The organism is Lachnotalea sp. AF33-28, from assembly GCF_003477885.1.
GTDB lineage: Bacteria > Bacillota > Clostridia > Lachnospirales > Lachnospiraceae > AF33-28.
Genome location: NZ_QUEE01000005.1, coordinates 139,186 through 156,935, shown reverse-complemented (window position 1 = coordinate 156,935; position 17,750 = coordinate 139,186). Strand labels below are relative to the sequence as shown.

Here is a 17,750-nt window from a genome sequence, read left to right as displayed (position 1 = left end):
AGGCTTATGAGAAGTTATAAGACGATTTTCGTCTATCAAATCAATAAAAAAAACCCGCATGACAGGACCATACTCAGTTCTGTCATGCGCGGGTAAGTTAACGGTACTTGCCGGCAGTAACCCTGATCGCACTTTACGCCAGCAGCAGAATCGGCACAAACATCTGCGTCAGTCTGCCGCTGGACTTAATCTCAAGCTGCACCTCATATCTTCCGGAAGTGATGGATCCCGGCGTGACGGTAAAATCGAATTCCGTCACGGCCGATCCGCCGTGACGCTGGTTCAGATTCACGCACATGGAGGCGGCCGGGCGGGCGGTCCATTCAGCCGGAAGGTGAAGCCTGCATTCCAGCCATTGCTGTCTGTTCAGCCGGTTATCCACTCTTACCTGAAAACGCTTGGGCACGTTTTCCTGCACTGTCAGGCTGCCATCCTCATATACGATGCGGATATCATACAGGCTGCAGGACTTTCTGATGCAGACCGGCGATACCGCAATTTCCTTTGCAAATCCGGTGCCGGACCCGATGCTCTCCACAGTGTCAAACAGGAATTCCCCGTCCATACTCAGAGTGTACTGTCCGTGCATAAACACAGGCATCAGGTTGATCACTCTCTGCGTCAGCTCTGAAACTGTAGCGGGAACCCGCAGGCAGCTGTTTGTTCTGTCAATGGAGATGGTCTTGATCTCATCTCCGATGGGCTTGAGCCATTTCTCCTCGATTGCGCCGGTTCCGCCGATGATCCCCAGAAGCGCTCCCAGGGTCCCGGCCGTACAGTCCCCATCCTCACAGCAGCCGGCCGCTATACAGATGCTCCGGGAAAAATCGCCTTCTCCATAGACCCATCCGATCATCATGATGCCGATATTGCTGGGCGCGTCATAGCCGAGACTGCCCACCGGGATATCCGGTTCCGGCTCCTGGTCGCGGTATCCGGACAGCATGCCGAAGGAGCCGGGGTACCTCTGCAGCACAGCCTTTCTCGCCTCTTTCCAGTCCTTCCCCTCTTCATAACATTCGAATACGGTGCGCACCGCTCCGGCTACCGCGCAGTCCGCGGGAATATAGGACAGTGCGGTACGTACCAGTTCCTCCCGATCCGTTACCGCAAATGCAGCGCTCTCCAGAGCTGCGCAGTAGATTTCCGCGTACATGCCTTCCTGCGCGTGGTCGCATATGGCGTCCTCATAGGCATATTTCACTGCCGTATCGGGATGTCCGGGAGCCAGACAGGCCCAGATCTCACTCCGGATGAAACACCCGCAGCTGTCTTTATTGTGGTTTTTGTACCAGCCCGAGATGGGAGGCATAAGGCCGTAGCGCATGTTGTTCTTGCCGGCCCCATATTCTGACCAGTCCGCCGTTACATAGGAGATCCAGTACTCACCGAGAATCTCCGCATTCACGTTTTTTCCGTACTCTTCCGCCGCGTTCAGCCAGACGAGCTGCAGATCCAGATCGTCATTGGGCAGAACGCCCAGAGAAAGGTCATGGGTATAATATGAAATGTCATAGACCCCGCGGATGCATTCAAAAGGTGCCCCCAGAGTCCCGCCGATATTTTTCCCGAGCCAGCAGGCCCTTACCTTATCCCTATACTCGTTAAATGTAAGCTTCATAGTATCCGTCTCCTTATACGCTGTGATCCCCGTCTGCCGGGGTGATCCTTTAAAACAATTATAAGGCTTCTGCCGGTTTGGGAAAATGGGAGATCTTTACGCTATGGTAGGGGATTTTTACGGTAGCTGGAGGGAGTCTGGCCGTATACCTCCTTGAAATTGCTGTAAAACTGCTTTTTATCCGTATAGCCGATCCGGTTCATGATCTCCTCATTGCTAAGATCGGTATCCTTAAGGAGCCTGCCCGCTTCCGCCATGCGTTTTTCCTTTATATATTCCGAAAGGCTCACCCCGCAGTGCATCCGGAACATCCGGCTCAAATAGGAGGGATTGTAAAAAGTGCGCTCCGCAATTTCCTTAAGGGATATCTTTTCAAAACATCTGGAGTCGATATATGCCAGACATTCCGCAGTGATCGTTTCCACGCATTTCTGCGCGCTGTCCTTTTCACCGCTCCTTTTTTCGCCGCTTTTGAGTTTACGGAGGATCTTCGAAAACAGGACTCTGCTGTAACCGTTGAGGATGGAGCGGTAGCCGGTTTCCTTCCTCACAAATTCTTTCTCCATGTCCTCCACCAGCTCGCGCAGCTTTAAATACTCTCCTCCTCTGAAGCAGGCCATCTGTGTACAGCCTCTCGGCGCGTTCTCAAATTCTCTGAAAAGGGATATCTCAAATATCTCATAAATGCTTTCCGAGTTAATGAGCTGCGCGCTGAAAAATTCGGGCACATACAAAAGATTATAATAGCTTATACCGTCGTTTGTCTCAAAGGAATGCGTCTGTCCGTAATTGACAAATATGAGGTCCCCGGGCCTCGCATCATACCTCTGTCCGTCGATGTAATGGGTGCTCATGCCTTCTTCTATGAAGATGAGTTCCACGAACTCATGCCTGTGGATTTCGCATCCCATATCATGGGTGCAGTAAATGATATTGATATTTTCGCGGGGATCCATATATTGTTCCAGTTCAAACGTATACAATGACGCTCACCTGCCCTGTTTGGTGTTTAGAGATTATGTTATGCTTAAAGTATAGACTCCGGACAATTAAATATCAATAGCTGCTGTTTATGGCAGCCGTGAGCAGTAACGTTACTGTTCACACGCTGCCGATAAAGCAGCGTATGAGAGGGCAGGGTATGGTCCTCATAGGGATCCCTTGAAGCCCGCCGGTACTTATTGCTGTGTATTTTACAGCATTAGTACCGCTGCGCGCTTCACGGAGCGAGAGCGGGTCCCAATGAGGACCATACCCTGCCCTCTCATACGCGGGAAGTTTTCGGTAACTGTGAACAGTAATTATCATTATATACGTTATGTTCTCACCGGACCACCGGACTTGTAGGATTGTTATATAAAGGGTATAATCAGATCTAACAAATGTTTAAAAGAAACGGAGAAGCCGATGGATCAGAAGAAAAGTATATTTGGCAATTCCATGTGGATGATATCCGAGAGGCTGCTGCAGGCGGCGATATCGATTGTCGTATCTGCCATTACGCGCAGATATCTGGGCGTGGATAACAACGGGCTGCTGGCATTTGGCAGCGCCTGTGTGTCGGTCTTTCTGACCCTGTCGAGCCTTGGACTGGAATTCGTTCTGATCAAAGAACTGATAGAAAGCCGGAGGATGAGGGAAAAATACTGGGCACCAGCATGGTTATGCGTTTGGCTGCCAGTCTGTTCTCAATACTTGCTATACAGATTGTCGTCTTTACGGTCAAGGATCACAGTCCGTTTTACATGGTGATCGCTCTGCTGCAATCCCTGGAACTGATCTTTAAGCTGTATGAATTTCTGGATTACAGATTTCAGGCGCGGCTGAAATATAAAAACGTGGCGATTGCCAAGGGCATCACCTATGTCATCGTGGCTTTCTGGAAATTTTATATTGTGCTCTCCGCCAAAAATGTGGAATGGTTCGCCCTCTCCGCAGTGGTGGATGCTGCGGTCGCCTGCGCGATCCTCTTTATCATGTATTTCCGGTCCGGCGGCAGACGATTCAGCTTCTCCTTCTCTGTGGGAAAATATCTGCTGCGCCAGGGCAGGCCTTTTGTGGTGGCTTCTCTCATCACCGTGCTCTACAATACCATGGATAAGCTGATGCTGGGCAGCATATGCGGTGACGGTGAAACCGGAATCTATGACGCCGCATACTTCATCTCTTTTATCTGGGTCTTTATCCCCAACGCCATCATGAATTCCTACCGCCCCGTGATCATCGAGGGGCATGCCAGGAATATAAACTATAAGGAGCGGATGCGGACACTCTATTCCATACTGATCTGGCTGGGCATTCTGGTCGGTATCGGAACCCTGGCGGCAGGCAGGTTCGCCATATTGACCATCGGAGGCGGAAGCGCCTTTCTCGGCGCAGTCCCTTCCCTGAATCTGCTGATTTGGAGCACGCTGTTCTCACATCTGGCGGTGGCAAGAACAACCTGGCTTTTGTGTGAAGGACTCCAGAAATACTCCGGACGCTTTGCTCTTTTCGGCGTCATCATCAATTTTATCCTGAACGCGCTCATGATTCCCCGGTACGGGGCCACCGGGGCATCCTTCTCCACATTGATCACACAGATAACGGTAACTGTCGCGGTACCGCTTTTATACAGACAGACCCGTCCCTCTGTCATTGATATGTTCGCTGCCCTGAATCCAGCGGAACTGATTAACCGTCTGAAGCTCATACGCAGACGGTAAGCAATGAGTCGAATCGTCGGGATACCTATTCACAGTAACACAGGTCAGACAATCCTATACCATTATTAATTTGACAGCCTCCCTCCCACCTGCTATTATAGTAGCACCGATTCACACACATCAAATAAACCACGACAGATTGAAAGGTCAGGGAGCATCCGCATATGATAAAAATAACAAATACATCCGTAATGAATTTCGATAACGCTATCCGGGGGGCCCGCAATCCCATGAACAGCTGGGCGAAAGGCGACAGCCGCTATGAGGGGGATACCTTCATCTTCGGTCCCAACGATCTGGACCTTGCGAAACGCCTGTGCAGGGCCGGCAGAGACCACCGCAAATTCATCCGCCAGATCTTCGTATCCGTGGATATACAGGCCCCTCTTTACTGGTGGAAGGAGTTCGATACCTATAAAGTGGGCACCGTGGCCAATTCCACCAGCACCATGCACAAGATACATTCCAAGCCCTTTGACGTGGAAGACTTCAGCCATGACCATCTGACTCCGGACGGCCTGTCCGTGCTAAGGCAGCTGGTGGACAGCCTGGAGGATTTCCGCAGACTTTATCTGGAAACCAAGGACAAGCAGTACTGGTACACCCTGATCCAGCTGCTTCCCTCCAGCTATAACCAGCTGCGCACCTGCACGATGAATTATGAAAATATCCGGCAGATCTATTACGCCAGAAAGGAACACAAGCTGGAGGAGTGGAGGAGCCTCTGCGGGTGGATGGAAGAGCTGCCTTACTTTAAAGAGCTGTTCCTTGAATAGCTACTGACCGCAGGCTTTTAAAGCAAGATAGTTAGAAATATTGAAATTTCTCCAGCCTCCAAAGCGCTCCTCATTATCTGTAATAAATCTTTTATAGCGTTCCTGCTCTTGGGCGGCATCCAATGTCATGCGCTCCTTTTCCAGCAGCGCGGCCACCGGGGCCGCATCCAGCGACAGGTTTGTGAGGAAATGCATATCATCCCACTCTATCACTTCTGCATGGCTGACGTTGTAGCGGGCGATCCAGAAATCCGGCTTCGTAAAGCCAAGCAGCAGATAAGCGGTCAGCACCACCAGGAGGCCGAACCGGAACACCGGGAAACGCCTCCGGTAGATCAGCACCACCCCTCCGGCCAACAGAACCGTCAGGACGATCAGGCTCCACAGTACCAGCACGCGCAGAAATGTCAGGCGGTATGCGTGGATATACAGTATCATACGGTAAGCGGCCGACGCAATCATGATAAATGTGCAGCCACAGCAGAGGGTGAGCACCGTCTTCAGATGGGCGGACTCTTCAAAATGCTTCAGGCAGTACAGAACCCAGACGAAATTAAACGCGGTCACCAGAAGCAGCTGCATATAACCGCTCCTGGCATACTCAGCATAGGTGTATCCTTCAGGCAGCGACAGGCCTCCCGTAAACAGATAGAGCACCTGTATCACACAGAAAACCGCATAAACCGCAGTCAATGCCACACAGGGAACTATAATCAGCGACTGGCTCCTTTTTTTCACTTCTTTTACCTGTGCATTCATATCATGCTTAAGGCTTCCCTGAAGATATCCGAAATAGGCAAAAAAGCCGATCACCGTGAAGAACAGCACCCCCACCGCATCCATGTCCCATCTCTTAAAGATATTGATCCGATCCACCAGCCGTCCAAACACCATATCCGCCTGCCCCAGCAGCCAGACTATGACAAGCAGTATCGGGATGCCGACCAGCGTACCGATCAGATATTCCGTCAGGCGCCTGCCGGTATGCTTTCTGCGTTCCCGCGCCCATCTGCCCGCATCAGAAAAAGGATAGCATATGCCGCCGCAGGCATATATTCCCAGCATGCAGATGCGGCTGAAATGCTCCGCAAGCCCCCATTCCCTGATATCACAGCGCTGATGCAGCACGAAAACGCTGTACAGGATCAGTATGCCGATGAGATTAAAAAAATCAAAAAACCAGCTGGCTGTGAACAGAGAACAGAGTCCCAGAAGCAGGGATCCGGCCATATAGACCGCCGAACCGCGCTTCACCTTTACATCCAGCCTGCGCATGGAGCACACGGTCATCCCATATAAGACGATTACAAAAACCGGGCGCATGATTCCGCCGTTCACCCTGTAAAAGCATGCAGCGAACAGCAGCCCGAATATCAGTCCCATGAGCAGGAAATATCCGTATTGTTCACAGATCCGCCTGATAAACGGATTCCGTTCTTCCTCCCAAGTTGTTTCCTGCGCCGCCGCCATCGGCCCGGATGTCCGGTCTGTTGTTTCTCTTTCCATATCGTCCATAATGTATGCCTCCTCAATGCAGATTTCAATTCTGCCGACATTATATCACCTGTCGCATCTAATTTCAATATATTTTTATCGTTTTTCAATAAATTACGTATCTTCCATCCATACCAGGAGTCTGTGCAGTGAGCGCTGGATGCGTTTTTTTACGGCCTCATGGCTCATGCCCACGCGTTCACCTATCTCTCTGGCGTTATAGCCTTCCAGGTATTTCATACGCAGTATGCGCCTGTCTATGCCGGCCAGGCAGGACATGGCCGCATACAGCTCCGCCTCCTCTTCTCTTAAGGACGGCACAGGCGGCGGCTCCATCCTCTGCACTAAGAGCCGTTGGCGCACATTGTCATGATAACACTTTATCGCCTTTCTCTGGGCGATAGCCGTGAGATACACCTTCAGCGTGCCCTTGGTCAAATCAAAACGTTTCCTCCACAGATAAAAATCGGCGAAGGTATCCTGCACGCATTCCCGGATATCCTCCGGACTCTCCAGCCGCTGTGCTGCAGCATAGTAAACCGGTCTTGTGTACAGCTCCATCAGCAGGCGAAGTCCTTCCTCCGCATTTTTGTCAAGCAGCTCCAGCAATTCTCTGTCTTCCATGTCCTCACATCCCTTCTAAAAGGTAATTGTGGATTTATCTTCCAAAAGGGACATGAGGATAGAAAGTTTTATTTTTTGTGATATGATATGAATATCGAAGAAAAGGGCAGGGTTAAATTGCGGAGGTTGCTGATGGAGATTTCGAATAAATCGGTTAGAGAATATTCAGATTGGTTTACTGTAGATGGGATCGATGAGGATACTTATTGTATCAGCGAATACCGGCATTGGGAGGAGACGCACTGTTATCTTCTCAAGGGAAACGAGCGGAGTCTGCTGATCGATACAGGGCTTGGCATCCGCAATATCTATGAGGCGGTCATGAAGCTGACGGATCAGCCGGTAACTGCTGCGGCTACGCATATACACTGGGACCACATCGGAGGGCATGAGTATTTCCCGGATTTCTGTGCCCACAGGGAGGAGCTTTGCTGGCTTGACGGCGGTTTTCCGCTGACTTTGGATACGGTTAAAGAGATGGTGACTGACCGCTGCGACCTGCCGGCGGATTATGATGTGAACACGTACCGGCTGTTTCAAGGCATTCCTGCAAGGGTTCTGGAGGATAAAGATGAGATTGATTTAGGCGGGCGCATCATCGAAGTGCTGCACACGCCCGGGCATTCGCCCGGCCACATGTGCTTTCTGGATAAAGGACGGGGGTATCTGTTCACCGGAGATCTCGTTTATAAGGATACGCTGCTGGCGTATTATCCCAGCACCGATCCCGAAGCCTACCTCGCTTCTCTTGAGAAGGTCGCGGCGCTGCCGGTAAATAAAGTGTTTCCGGGCCACCACTCACTTGATATACAGCCGGAGCTTCTCGTGCGGATGAGGGACGCATTCAGGCAGCTGAAGGCGGACGGGAAACTGCATCACGGAAGCGGGACCTTTGGCTACGGAGATTGGGCGGTTTGGCTGTAATGGCAGTCTCTATAGCCTGTCAGGCTGTATGATGTCACTTCGGCATCCACACCATCCCTCCTGCCAGCAGGACTATCGCCAAGGCTGTGAATGCTGCCGCCAATATCATCAGTAATTCTGTTGCAATGCTTCTCATTCTCCTACCGTACCCTTTCATTTCTTATGTAAGTCCCGCTGCGGTTTGTATGCAGCAGGACTTACTATATAATTATCCGGTTTTGAGCAAAAGGGGACAGTTATTCATTGCTCTTTCGTTATGACAGTGGTAAAATACAGGGCAGTGCAAAGCTCATTGCTCCGCGGGAATAAAAAGAATGGCAGGTGATCAGACATGCTGGAAGAAAAAGATTATGTGATGCGGATCATACACGAAATGATCCGCACCATGGTGAAGCTTCTGCTGAACATTGATATGGATGACGGCAAACAGGAAGTGTTGTCGGACGGTGTGATGGCGGATGAATACGGCCGCCTGCTGTCCATGATTGCAGACGGCAGGATAAATGAAGCGGAAAACCGGCTCTATGAGTTCCTGGATGAGGATAACACGGATCATCTGGAACTGGCGCTTCGTTTCTATGACAAGCTCAATGAACTTGACGATGAGGCTCTGGAAAGGGCCGGTTTCAGCCGTGATGAGGTTAAGGAAGGCCTGATGCGCACAGCCAGAATATACGGCTGCGAGGGTTTTATCGATACCGGAATGTATTAATCCTCCATCGGATGCAGCCGCGCCTCACTCATGCAGCTTCCCCGACCTATTCAATCTGTGTATCTTACATGAATAAAAGAGAACCGGCAGCAGGAGTATCAGTCCGACACACATGAGAATCACCAGCGGAGTCACTGCCATCCTCCCCTGCAGATAGAGGATCAGCGGAAGCAGTATCAGCAGCGCTGCCGTTGTGAAATAGGCATTTCTAAGCGGCCGGTAATAGGCCGCCAGGTCGGATGCCGTGGTGTGGAGCTCAAAGGGCGCGCCGTCGCTTTTTTTCTCAAGGATCAGCAGTTCCCGGTTAAAAGTGCCCGGATTCGTGCTGATCTGGCCGGCTCCGGATCCCCAGGGACGCCAGCGCACCTTGCCGATGCTGTAGTTGACCTGTAGATTTTTTGAAAATGTGCGGTACCCCATCTCCTCCATAAACTCTCTGTATTCCTTAAGCTTATCCCAGGATTTTTCACCGACAAATTCCACGCAGTACTGGTATTCTCCCGGAACACAGGGCTCGAACTCATACATCAGCTTTGCAGTCCTTACCAGGCGGTACCCTTCCCCTGCCATTTTATTCAGCCATCTCTCCTGCCCTTCCAGGAAACTGAAAAAATAACGGTATTTCTTTTTACTCATGCTCCACACCTCCTATGATTGTATCCGCGGTGCAAAGAAGGCGTTTCAGCCGCTCCCGCTCGCCTTCTGCGGCCTTTCTGCCCGCTTCGGTAATCACATACTCCTTCTTTCTGCCGTCCTCCGCTCCGTACGGCTCCATCCACCCCTTTTTCAGCAGCGCATTGATCGCTCCGTACAGGGTTCCCGCGCCCAGCGACAGGCGGCCCGCTGTCTCCTGTTCAATAAACTGCATCATCGCATATCCGTGCCGCGGTGTAAATACGGAAAGCAGTACGTAGAACGTGGTCTCAGTCAGGGCTTTGCCCTTTATATTGTCTCTCATCTGTACCTCCGGATTCTGCAGAATCATATATTACGTTTACTGTAATATATCACTAAACGTAATATATGTCAATACAATCTGGATTCTACCGTTTGACACGCCGTAAATGCTCATGCTACAATGAGTCCAGTCAGTTAAAATTTAAAGAAAAACGCACCGGTTCTGCACGCGGCCATCAGCCTTCAGCCGGTGACATGAGAAGGAGAATTTATGCAGCAAACAATGATCATCCACAGCTTCGCTACAAGCGATTCCATCACACTTTACTGGGAAAAACCGGACATGCTCCCTGCCGGCGGCTGGTATGAGGTCCGCTTAAACGGCGCGGAGGCGGCAGTCTGTGACAGGACGCACTGCACGTTAAACGGTCTCCAGGCGGAAACTTCTTATACTGTACAGGTAAGGGCATTCGATCCGGTACAGGAAGAGGATGAGACCATAATATATGCCGAGTCCTGCTGCCTGGAGCTGAAAACAGAAATGAAAAAAGATCTGCTGGATGTGACGCAGGCGCCTTACTGTGCCGCGGGCGACGGCAAAACCATGGATACGCAGGCTCTGCAGAGAGCAATCGATGACTGCCGGGCGGACCAGGCCGTATACCTTCCGGCAGGAGTATATCTGACAGGGGCGCTGCGGCTGCACAGCGACATGGAATTATATTTGGAGGAGGGCGCCCTGCTGCAGGGAACGGATCGGGTGGAAGACTATCTTCCGCGTATCTGGAGCCGTTTTGAGGGCACGGAGCTTGAATGTTACAGCAGCCTGCTTAACTTAGGCGAGTTGGACCGTGAAGGAGGTTACAACTGCCGCAATGTGGTGATCCGCGGAAAAGGCACCATCGCCAGCGGCGGCAGAACGCTGGCGGAGAGTGTGATCGCTTCCGAAACCGAGCGTCTGAAGGACTATCTCGCATCGCTGGGCGATAAAATCCATGAATGTGAAAAACCGGAAACCATTCCCGGCAGGGTCAGGCCGCGGCTGATCAACATAAGCTGCTGCCAAAACGTGGTCCTGTCGGGGGTATCCCTGAAAAATGGGGCCAGCTGGAACGTACATATGATTTATTCCGACCATATCATCACCCATGACTGTACCTTCTATTCGGAAAATGTCTGGAACGGAGACGGCTGGGACCCGGATTCCTCCACGGACTGCACCATATTCGGATGCACCTTCTATACCGGGGACGATTCCATCGCCATCAAATCCGGCAAGAATCCGGAAGGGAATGTGATCAACCGTCCGTGCAGGCACATCCGCATCTTCGACTGCAGATGCGCCTTTGGCCACGGAATCACCATAGGCAGCGAGATGTCCGGAGGCGTGGAAGATGTATGCATCTGGGACTGCGACATGAGCCGTTCCATGTGCGGCATAGAGATTAAAGGAACCAAAAAAAGAGGCGGCTATGTAAAAGACGTGCACGTCAAAGACTGCAGGGCAGCTAGAATCCTGTTTCATTCCGTAGGCTATAACGATGACGGAATCGGCCATCCGCTGCCGCCGGTCTTTGAAGACTGCAGCTTTGAGCGTGTATCGATACGGGGTGAATATTACGGCCATGAGCGGGAGTGGATTCCCTGCGAGGCCATAGAGCTCTGCGGGTTCGACCGGCCGGGGCATGAGCTTAAGGATATTGTATTCAGCGACATTTGCATCGGCAGCGAAAATCAGAGCAGGAAGCAGACGCTGTCCCTGCAGTACTGCGAAAATATCACCTTTGAACGGATACGCTGTCTGTAAAGAGGTTCTACATCAGGCATAATTATTCCAGCACCTTAGCATGGACAGCCTGGCTCCGGCAGGCTTATCCCCATTTTCTTCATCCAGGCAGGAATAGGCATACAGTTTTTCGCAGGGCATGTCCGGGCATTCCCCGCAGTGGGTGAAGCCTTTATCCTGACAGCAGGCGGCTACCGGACACTCCCCATGGAACGGGTTTCCGTTTGTTTCAATGCAGCCCCCGCAGCTGCAGGGTTCACGGAAGGAACAGGCGCTGCACAGCAGGCCGCAGCGGGACTGCACCTTAAGCACGTCCTCCATGCTGAATTCCTCCCCCTGCCCCTTTACCCAAAGGGAAGCCCGCTTCGTTGTAAATTCGATGATGCAGTACTCCGGATCCTCCGGGCCTCCCGGAAAATGATTGATAAACCAGTCCTGCCACAGCTCCTTCCTGATCTGCGGATCGGTCAGGATACGGGCCTCCCCGGCCAGTGTCACATTATCGTCGCCACTGTGAAAGCATACGCCGGCTTTCGGACAGGCTTTCAGCCGCCTCGCCTTATTGCCGCTTAAGTTTGTCGCGAACCATGTCCTGCAGATGCCGTCCGTCCGGACGACGGATACAGTGGATACGGTCGGCCCCCCGGTCTCATCGGTTACGGCTATGTAAGCCTCCTTTGCGCTTTCTGCAATGCGGTTTGATAATTCAATTATTTCTGCTCTGTTCATTTGTTTTCTCCTTCTTCTCATCGTCGTTAGTATTCGCAGCTGCCGATAAAAGCAGCTGCGATTGCAGCATACCTCCAACAGCTTCGGGCTGATGATTGTGTGCACATCCGTAAATTTGGGTCACACACCGTCTGCACATATCCGGCAGTGAATGGTCTGGCAGTAGATTAAGTATAGCAAAAGGGACATGACAGCGGTATGTCATGTCCCTTTCGCTATATATCATATTTTTCTGCCAGCCGCCTGACACACGCTTTGAATTCTTCCCTGGTATCCGGCGGCGATAAGATTTCAGCCATGTCTCCAAAACCCAGCAGCCAGCTGTACGTGTATTCCTTGTTGGTATAATCCAGCAAAAACAGCAGCCCATCCGGCCGTTCTTCATAGCAGTCCGGCCCGTACTCCTCAATCAGGCGGAAACGCATCAATTTATCAAACAGGACTTCCATACGATGCCTGATAGGAAATGTATCTGCCACAGATGCTTTCTCCTCCGGGGCCGGTAAATCTGGTCTGTTACGGTAAGATTCCACAGGCGGTTCAGCTTGAACCTGCGAAAGTCCTCCCGGCCGCGGCACCATCCGAACACATACCAGGACTGCCATCGAAACTCGATAACAACCGGCTCCACAGTCCGGCGTGACTCTCCGCCTGCGCTGTAATAGTCAAAGCTAATCACCCGTTTCTCATGAATGGCCTGTTTCAGCAGCGCTATCTTCTCCGACAGGCTGTCTTTATAGTGGGACGCGAGATCGATCACAATGCTGTCAGACAGGGAAAGCACCGCGTCATTTTCAGGCGCCAGCTTCATCATCAGCCGTTCCAGGCCCGAGGTTTCGGAAACCGAATCCAGGCCTCTAAGCGCCGCCGTCAGATCCTGCAGCTCTTCCACGGTCAGCACGCTCTTATTGATCTTATAACCGTCCATGATGGAGATTCCGCCGTTTCCGCCCTGCACCGTAACCACCGGTATACCCGCCTGGCACAGCGCGTCAATATCCCGCAGGATCGTTCTGCGGGATACTTCAAACCGCTCCGCCAGCTCCGGCGCTGTCACCTTATCCTTTTGCAACAGAACCGTCAGTATTCCCATAAGCCGGTCTATCTTCATGTCAATCTCCTATCGGGCTGCCCAATTTTATCTGATCCGTTTTCGCGTGCCTCCGATAAAAGAATATCATGAATTTGTAATTTTGTCTTGATTACAGTTTAAAATTTTACTATGTAGAATGCTGGAATGTAGTGTGCGAACATGATACAATATCACTGTACTAATCAAAATTCGTTTGAAAGAGATTATATTCATGAATAAAAATATAGGTTTTACTGCGCTTCTTAACGATGCAGATATTTACAGTTGGAACCGTCTTGATAAAGATACCAAATCTCTTATTTTAAAAAGCACTTTTTATCACTGGCAAAAAAGAAGCAGATATAAGTCGCTATTTATATCCTGCCTTATTTTAGTTATGCTCTTTTTACAGTTATATACGGATAAAAATCCGTTTGTATTAACATTATTCTTATTTCTGTTCATCTCTAACGTATGTACTATAATAAAGCAGTCACTGTTTTTGCAGCAGGATTTTTCTAACTGGTGCTATGTCTTCCCCGGTACAATCGGCAATATATTTCCAGGCATACATTTGCAGGAACAGGGAAAACGTCTCAAGATAATTTACGGTCTTGAAGGCAAAACTGTTACAAAGCGGCCACACTCAGTCAAATTTTACAGACAGGCCGAATTTCTGATACTATATATCCCCAGTTTTATCCTAAGCCGCAATAAGCTTTTTATAATAAAATGTGAGAAAGACACTTATCCTTCAATCAGTTCCAAACAGTGCAATGCTTTGAACGTACCGGAAAAGGCCAGGTATAAACAGCTTAAAACAACTGACCGTGATATCAATTTCAAAAAATACTGCAAACACTATATCAATTTGTTTAATATGTGTTTCATTATATTTTTTATTTATATACTTCAATTTTTGATCTATCACCATAATATATCCATAAGCATGAGTGCTCAGCTTCTTATTATGAGTATTTACAGCCTGTACCGGATGCTTCACTCTCTTGATTTGTTTTTTGACGGTTTTGCATTTAACAGTATGGATGTGTTTACCGCACATGCGCATAAAATCCAAAACTTGATGTCAAAAAGTATTGTCGAAAAAATACTGCTCCAAAAGTTCACATTTTATATTACTTTAAACCGTTATGCCCACGGCAATTTCAATACCGGTGCTTTCGCAGATCACGATGCTTTGTTTAAGCATCAGCGAATGTACGAAAGTGCAGATCTGCAGGCCTGTATCTTGAAAATGCTTTCTGCATTTCAAAGAAAACATCAAAAAGCGCTTCAAAATGCGCTGCAGGAGGCAGCAGGCTTACACTTTTGGAGTCCGGCACAAAAAAAACGGCAAGAATTAATGCTTAAAACCGGTCTGGTTTTAAAATTAATTTTATCGGGGGACCGTAGCGAGGCCTGCAAAGTCCTTAGCTGTATACACCATTTATTAGATTCATCAAAGCTTATGCCCGGCTGCACACAGTATATTTTATTCTGTTATTGTTATCTGGAATTAAAAATATCGTACTCTGAAGATCATACGAAGTCAGGATCTATATATACAAAGCTGGCGGAATATATACCTTCTGACAATATTCTCAACCATTTATGCATGCTAAACTGTCCGCCTGATCACGTTCTAAACTGTTCAGTATATGAAAAAGGGGGATTTTAGGATGGAACGGATAAAAGCGCTTTATGATTGGTCAGCCTTAAATAGCCTTGACTATGCGAAAGTAGTAAAAACGTCATTTTATATCTGGGATACGCACTTTAAAATATCATACTTAAAACTCTACTTAATTGGCAGCGGTACCCTTTTTCTAATAATGACCATCCTGTCTTACAGTCCTTTTTTTCTGCCGGCTTTAATTATATTTCAAATTTCTATATTCTTAATTTGCAAAACAGGAAGACACAGCGAGGATCAGCGTTTTTCTAATTGGGCATATATGTTTAAATCCAATGTCATTACTGAACCTTTTGCAGAAATATCTTATAATGCTCAAACCGGTAATATACATATTGATCATTCCATCTCTCCTCAAAATTCTTTACATTGCCCTCTGTATGTACTTGATGTATTTGATATAGCAGACCGCTCTTTTATACAGTATAGAGATAATTACGGTTATCAGCGCCTGTTAATGTTTAACAAATTCGTACTGGACGATTTTGAGAAAAGCAATGATATACAATTCTACCGTTTATCTTTTGATAAAATGCAGAATAAGCTGGACTATAAAGAGATTATGCCCAACATAAAATGCGATTACCGTAACTATTTATCAGTGGGGATTGTAAGTATCTTATTCGTCGCGGCAGGCATTATTGCAAGCCTGTTATTCCGTCATTGGACGGCCTTGTTGTGTATTCCTATACTGTACTGGATTTTTGCAAAGTGCAGGCAGGGGAGAACCCGTCTGCTGACTAATTTCTGTGCTCCTTATTGCTGTACCGAATACGAATTTTATAAGAAGTTAATGCAGTCGACTAAATCCTTGCTATATGAAAAGCAGTTAAAAAGTTTAATTCTTTTCTATATGGCGATTTCAGCTTATGCCCACGGTGATTTGTGCTCCTTTAAGCAGTTTATGGCGGATCACTCAAAGGTACACTATATTAAGACACCGCTTTGTATATTACTTCAAACCCAGTTTGCCAATTTATTGTCTGCCTATAATTCACGTAATAGCCATGAATTGGGAAAGCTGGTTAATTCCTTTGATAAGTATGTAAAGCAGAAAGACATGTTTAAAATGGACAAAGTACAGCTTATCCAGTATATCGGACTCACATTGTACAGGGAAACCTGTGGAGAATACAGCAAAGCGCTAAACAGTCTAAAAAAAGTCAAAGAAACTGCAGTCTCTCCAAAATCAACGGTTACTTATGGAATATCTGCCATATTAAGTTATTACACAGTCAGCAAACGCTTAGCTATCTGCGTAGGTGAATCAGCGGATCCGCTGCCACTGGAATTGTCGCAAGCTTTGAATATAACCGGGCTATTTAAAGGCATGTTTTAATTCTTTAAAGGGAGATGAATCGATATGATCTTTAGTAATCTCTATGACTGGAATGACATAAGTCAAGACGAACTTGTGAATATACAAAAATCGACTTTTGCTTATATAGATAATCAATTTCAACAATCATTATTAATCGTAATATCATTTCTTACAATAACAACTGATATTATATTTACTTTGACAACACATAACATATTTTTTGGAGTCAGTGCTCTGCTTTATATACTATGTCTGCTTTACAACCTAAAGTTAGAGAAAAAGCATAAGCGCTCCAGATTTTCCACATATGTCTTTATGTTTTTTCAACAGTTTGTCGGTCATCCATTAAGCAAGATTACCGTTGACAATAATACGGGTAAATTTTTAATTGAAAATACCCATTTTAATTATGCCAGATCATTTAAAGGAAGCTCATTTTATTTATTTGAACAAAACGGACATTATTATATGTATTCTTCGCTATCTTTTACTGGAAAAATATACATGATTCATCCCGAAGATATTGAACGGTTATCTCAAATTAGTAAGGTACGCTTTTCCAAGCTCCCCGAAGCACCTAATACATTTCAGATAGATTATGCTGCTTCAGAGGTCGACCCGGTTATCATCTATAAACAATTACTATTTCGTCAGCTTGTCGGCCCAGTCTTGCACTTTATACCTGTCTGTACTGTACTTTTTACACATGAAATTGTTAGTATTTGTGCCATAGTTTTCTGGGTGAGTTGGTATATTTACATGGAAGCTTTAAAAGAAGACCTAATTAACGCCTTTTGCCAGACCTATACCAATCCTGACAGCCAGCTTTTTATAAAAACCGCCACCCATTTTAAAGATATCCTACGTGGTAAAAAACAGCGTGATTATTTGTCTTTCTATATTATATTGGCACATTATTATCACAATATAAATTTATCGGACAATTTTATTAAAAATACCTTAGTTATATTTCCAGGCTCAAGGCCTTATGTAGACACAGTTATGTTTCAACAGCTTTTAAATCTTATAAAATTTTGGAAAAATCAGGATGTGACCGCACTGATCCGCGCCTCTGATGATTTTAAAAACGAGGTTACACGTCTAAATTATAGCAAATGGCCTCCCATTATTATAACTGCTCATATAAGTCAGATATTGATCTGTATTCTACGGAAAGATTATGCCGCAGCACTTGAGCATATGGATAAAGTAAGCAATGTTTATTGCCAGCACAAGACTATTATACCTTACAACATGCCCGACCTCATTAATTACCTGTATCTAAAGAAGATGGTCAATGAGTACAACAATATAGACTGCAACATTTTAGATACTTTGAACTATTTATGTTCCCAAACGAATATAAAGCCTATTATATAGACAACTATTATTCACA

At 47.6% G+C, this 17,750-nt stretch carries 16 protein-coding genes and 1 pseudogene; 8 read left to right on the top strand and 9 right to left on the bottom strand.

From position 1 onward, the window contains the following. Positions 1-133 precede the first annotated feature (133 nt). Positions 134-1,621 (bottom strand): ADP-ribosylglycohydrolase family protein, encoded by a 1,488-nt coding sequence (locus DWZ56_RS08995; protein WP_118556198.1) that lies wholly within the window; start codon positions 1,619-1,621, stop codon positions 134-136. Between the two features lie 101 nt (positions 1,622-1,722). Next, a complete protein-coding gene (locus DWZ56_RS08990) occupies positions 1,723-2,604 on the bottom strand; it encodes an AraC family transcriptional regulator (RefSeq protein ID WP_118556196.1) in 882 nt (293 codons plus the stop codon). A gap of 424 nt (positions 2,605-3,028) precedes the next feature. Between DWZ56_RS08990 and DWZ56_RS08980 the strand changes: the two are divergent. Both DWZ56_RS08980 and DWZ56_RS08975 read left to right on the top strand, forming a co-directional pair. Beyond that, positions 3,029-4,326, top strand: a pseudogene (locus DWZ56_RS08980) (flippase). 164 nt (positions 4,327-4,490) lie between these two features. Further along, positions 4,491-5,102: a hypothetical protein gene (locus DWZ56_RS08975; protein WP_118556190.1), complete on the top strand. Its 612-nt coding sequence runs from the start codon at positions 4,491-4,493 to the stop codon at positions 5,100-5,102. Here DWZ56_RS08975 and DWZ56_RS08970 read toward each other — a convergent pair whose 3' ends face one another. Further along, a complete protein-coding gene (locus DWZ56_RS08970; protein ID WP_118556189.1) occupies positions 5,103-6,617 on the bottom strand; it encodes a DUF4153 domain-containing protein in 1,515 nt (504 codons plus the stop codon). A gap of 93 nt (positions 6,618-6,710) precedes the next feature. After that, positions 6,711-7,220 carry an RNA polymerase sigma factor gene (locus DWZ56_RS08965; protein WP_118556187.1) on the bottom strand — a complete coding sequence of 170 codons (510 nt, stop codon included), beginning with the start codon at positions 7,218-7,220 and terminating at the stop codon, positions 6,711-6,713. 132 nt (positions 7,221-7,352) lie between these two features. Between DWZ56_RS08965 and DWZ56_RS08960 the strand changes: the two genes are divergently transcribed. Both DWZ56_RS08960 and DWZ56_RS08955 read left to right on the top strand, forming a co-directional pair. Further along, positions 7,353-8,144 (top strand): MBL fold metallo-hydrolase, encoded by a 792-nt coding sequence (locus DWZ56_RS08960; RefSeq protein WP_118556449.1) that lies wholly within the window; start codon positions 7,353-7,355, stop codon positions 8,142-8,144. A gap of 331 nt (positions 8,145-8,475) precedes the next feature. Continuing rightward, positions 8,476-8,856, top strand: a complete 381-nt coding sequence (locus tag DWZ56_RS08955) for a DUF6483 family protein (protein WP_118556185.1) — start codon at positions 8,476-8,478, stop codon at positions 8,854-8,856. A gap of 24 nt (positions 8,857-8,880) precedes the next feature. Here DWZ56_RS08955 and DWZ56_RS08950 read toward each other — a convergent pair whose 3' ends face one another. Both DWZ56_RS08950 and DWZ56_RS08945 read right to left on the bottom strand, forming a co-directional pair. Continuing rightward, positions 8,881-9,492 (bottom strand): DUF2812 domain-containing protein, encoded by a 612-nt coding sequence (locus DWZ56_RS08950; protein ID WP_118556183.1) that lies wholly within the window; start codon positions 9,490-9,492, stop codon positions 8,881-8,883. After that, positions 9,485-9,814 (bottom strand): PadR family transcriptional regulator, encoded by a 330-nt coding sequence (locus DWZ56_RS08945; protein WP_118556181.1) that lies wholly within the window; start codon positions 9,812-9,814, stop codon positions 9,485-9,487. Before DWZ56_RS08945 ends, DWZ56_RS08950 begins: the two co-directional genes overlap by 8 nt. A 210-nt stretch (positions 9,815-10,024) precedes the next feature. Here DWZ56_RS08945 and DWZ56_RS08940 point away from each other — a divergent pair, with 210 nt between their 5' ends. Next, the gene (locus DWZ56_RS08940) at positions 10,025-11,560 is read left to right on the top strand and encodes a glycoside hydrolase family 28 protein (RefSeq protein WP_118556179.1); all 1,536 of its coding nucleotides are present in this window, start codon (positions 10,025-10,027) and stop codon (positions 11,558-11,560) included. Between the two features lie 12 nt (positions 11,561-11,572). On the opposite strand, the gene DWZ56_RS08935 is transcribed toward DWZ56_RS08940, so the two are convergent. The 3 genes from DWZ56_RS08935 to DWZ56_RS08930 all read right to left on the bottom strand — a co-directional run bounded on the left by DWZ56_RS08935 (position 11,573) and on the right by DWZ56_RS08930 (position 13,379). Beyond that, on the bottom strand, positions 11,573-12,268 hold the full coding sequence (locus tag DWZ56_RS08935) for a pyridoxamine 5'-phosphate oxidase family protein (RefSeq protein WP_158584510.1): 696 nt from the start codon (positions 12,266-12,268) through the stop codon (positions 11,573-11,575). Between the two features lie 215 nt (positions 12,269-12,483). Beyond that, positions 12,484-12,717 (bottom strand): hypothetical protein, encoded by a 234-nt coding sequence (locus DWZ56_RS23775; protein ID WP_442911443.1) that lies wholly within the window; start codon positions 12,715-12,717, stop codon positions 12,484-12,486. Beyond that, positions 12,693-13,379, bottom strand: a complete 687-nt coding sequence (locus DWZ56_RS08930) for a helix-turn-helix transcriptional regulator (protein ID WP_442911442.1) — start codon at positions 13,377-13,379, stop codon at positions 12,693-12,695. The genes DWZ56_RS23775 and DWZ56_RS08930 overlap by 25 nt, the downstream gene beginning before the upstream one ends. A 193-nt stretch (positions 13,380-13,572) precedes the next feature. Between DWZ56_RS08930 and DWZ56_RS08925 the strand changes: the two genes are divergently transcribed. The 3 genes from DWZ56_RS08925 to DWZ56_RS08915 are packed head-to-tail and all read left to right on the top strand — an operon-like array spanning position 13,573 to position 17,734. Next, positions 13,573-15,018, top strand: a complete 1,446-nt coding sequence (locus DWZ56_RS08925; RefSeq protein WP_118556175.1) for a hypothetical protein — start codon at positions 13,573-13,575, stop codon at positions 15,016-15,018. 1 nt (position 15,019) lies between these two features. Next, the gene (locus DWZ56_RS08920; RefSeq protein ID WP_118556173.1) at positions 15,020-16,372 is read left to right on the top strand and encodes a hypothetical protein; all 1,353 of its coding nucleotides are present in this window, start codon (positions 15,020-15,022) and stop codon (positions 16,370-16,372) included. Positions 16,373-16,396: 24 nt separating this feature from the next. Then, a complete protein-coding gene (locus DWZ56_RS08915) occupies positions 16,397-17,734 on the top strand; it encodes a hypothetical protein (RefSeq protein ID WP_118556171.1) in 1,338 nt (445 codons plus the stop codon). Positions 17,735-17,750 lie beyond the last annotated feature (16 nt).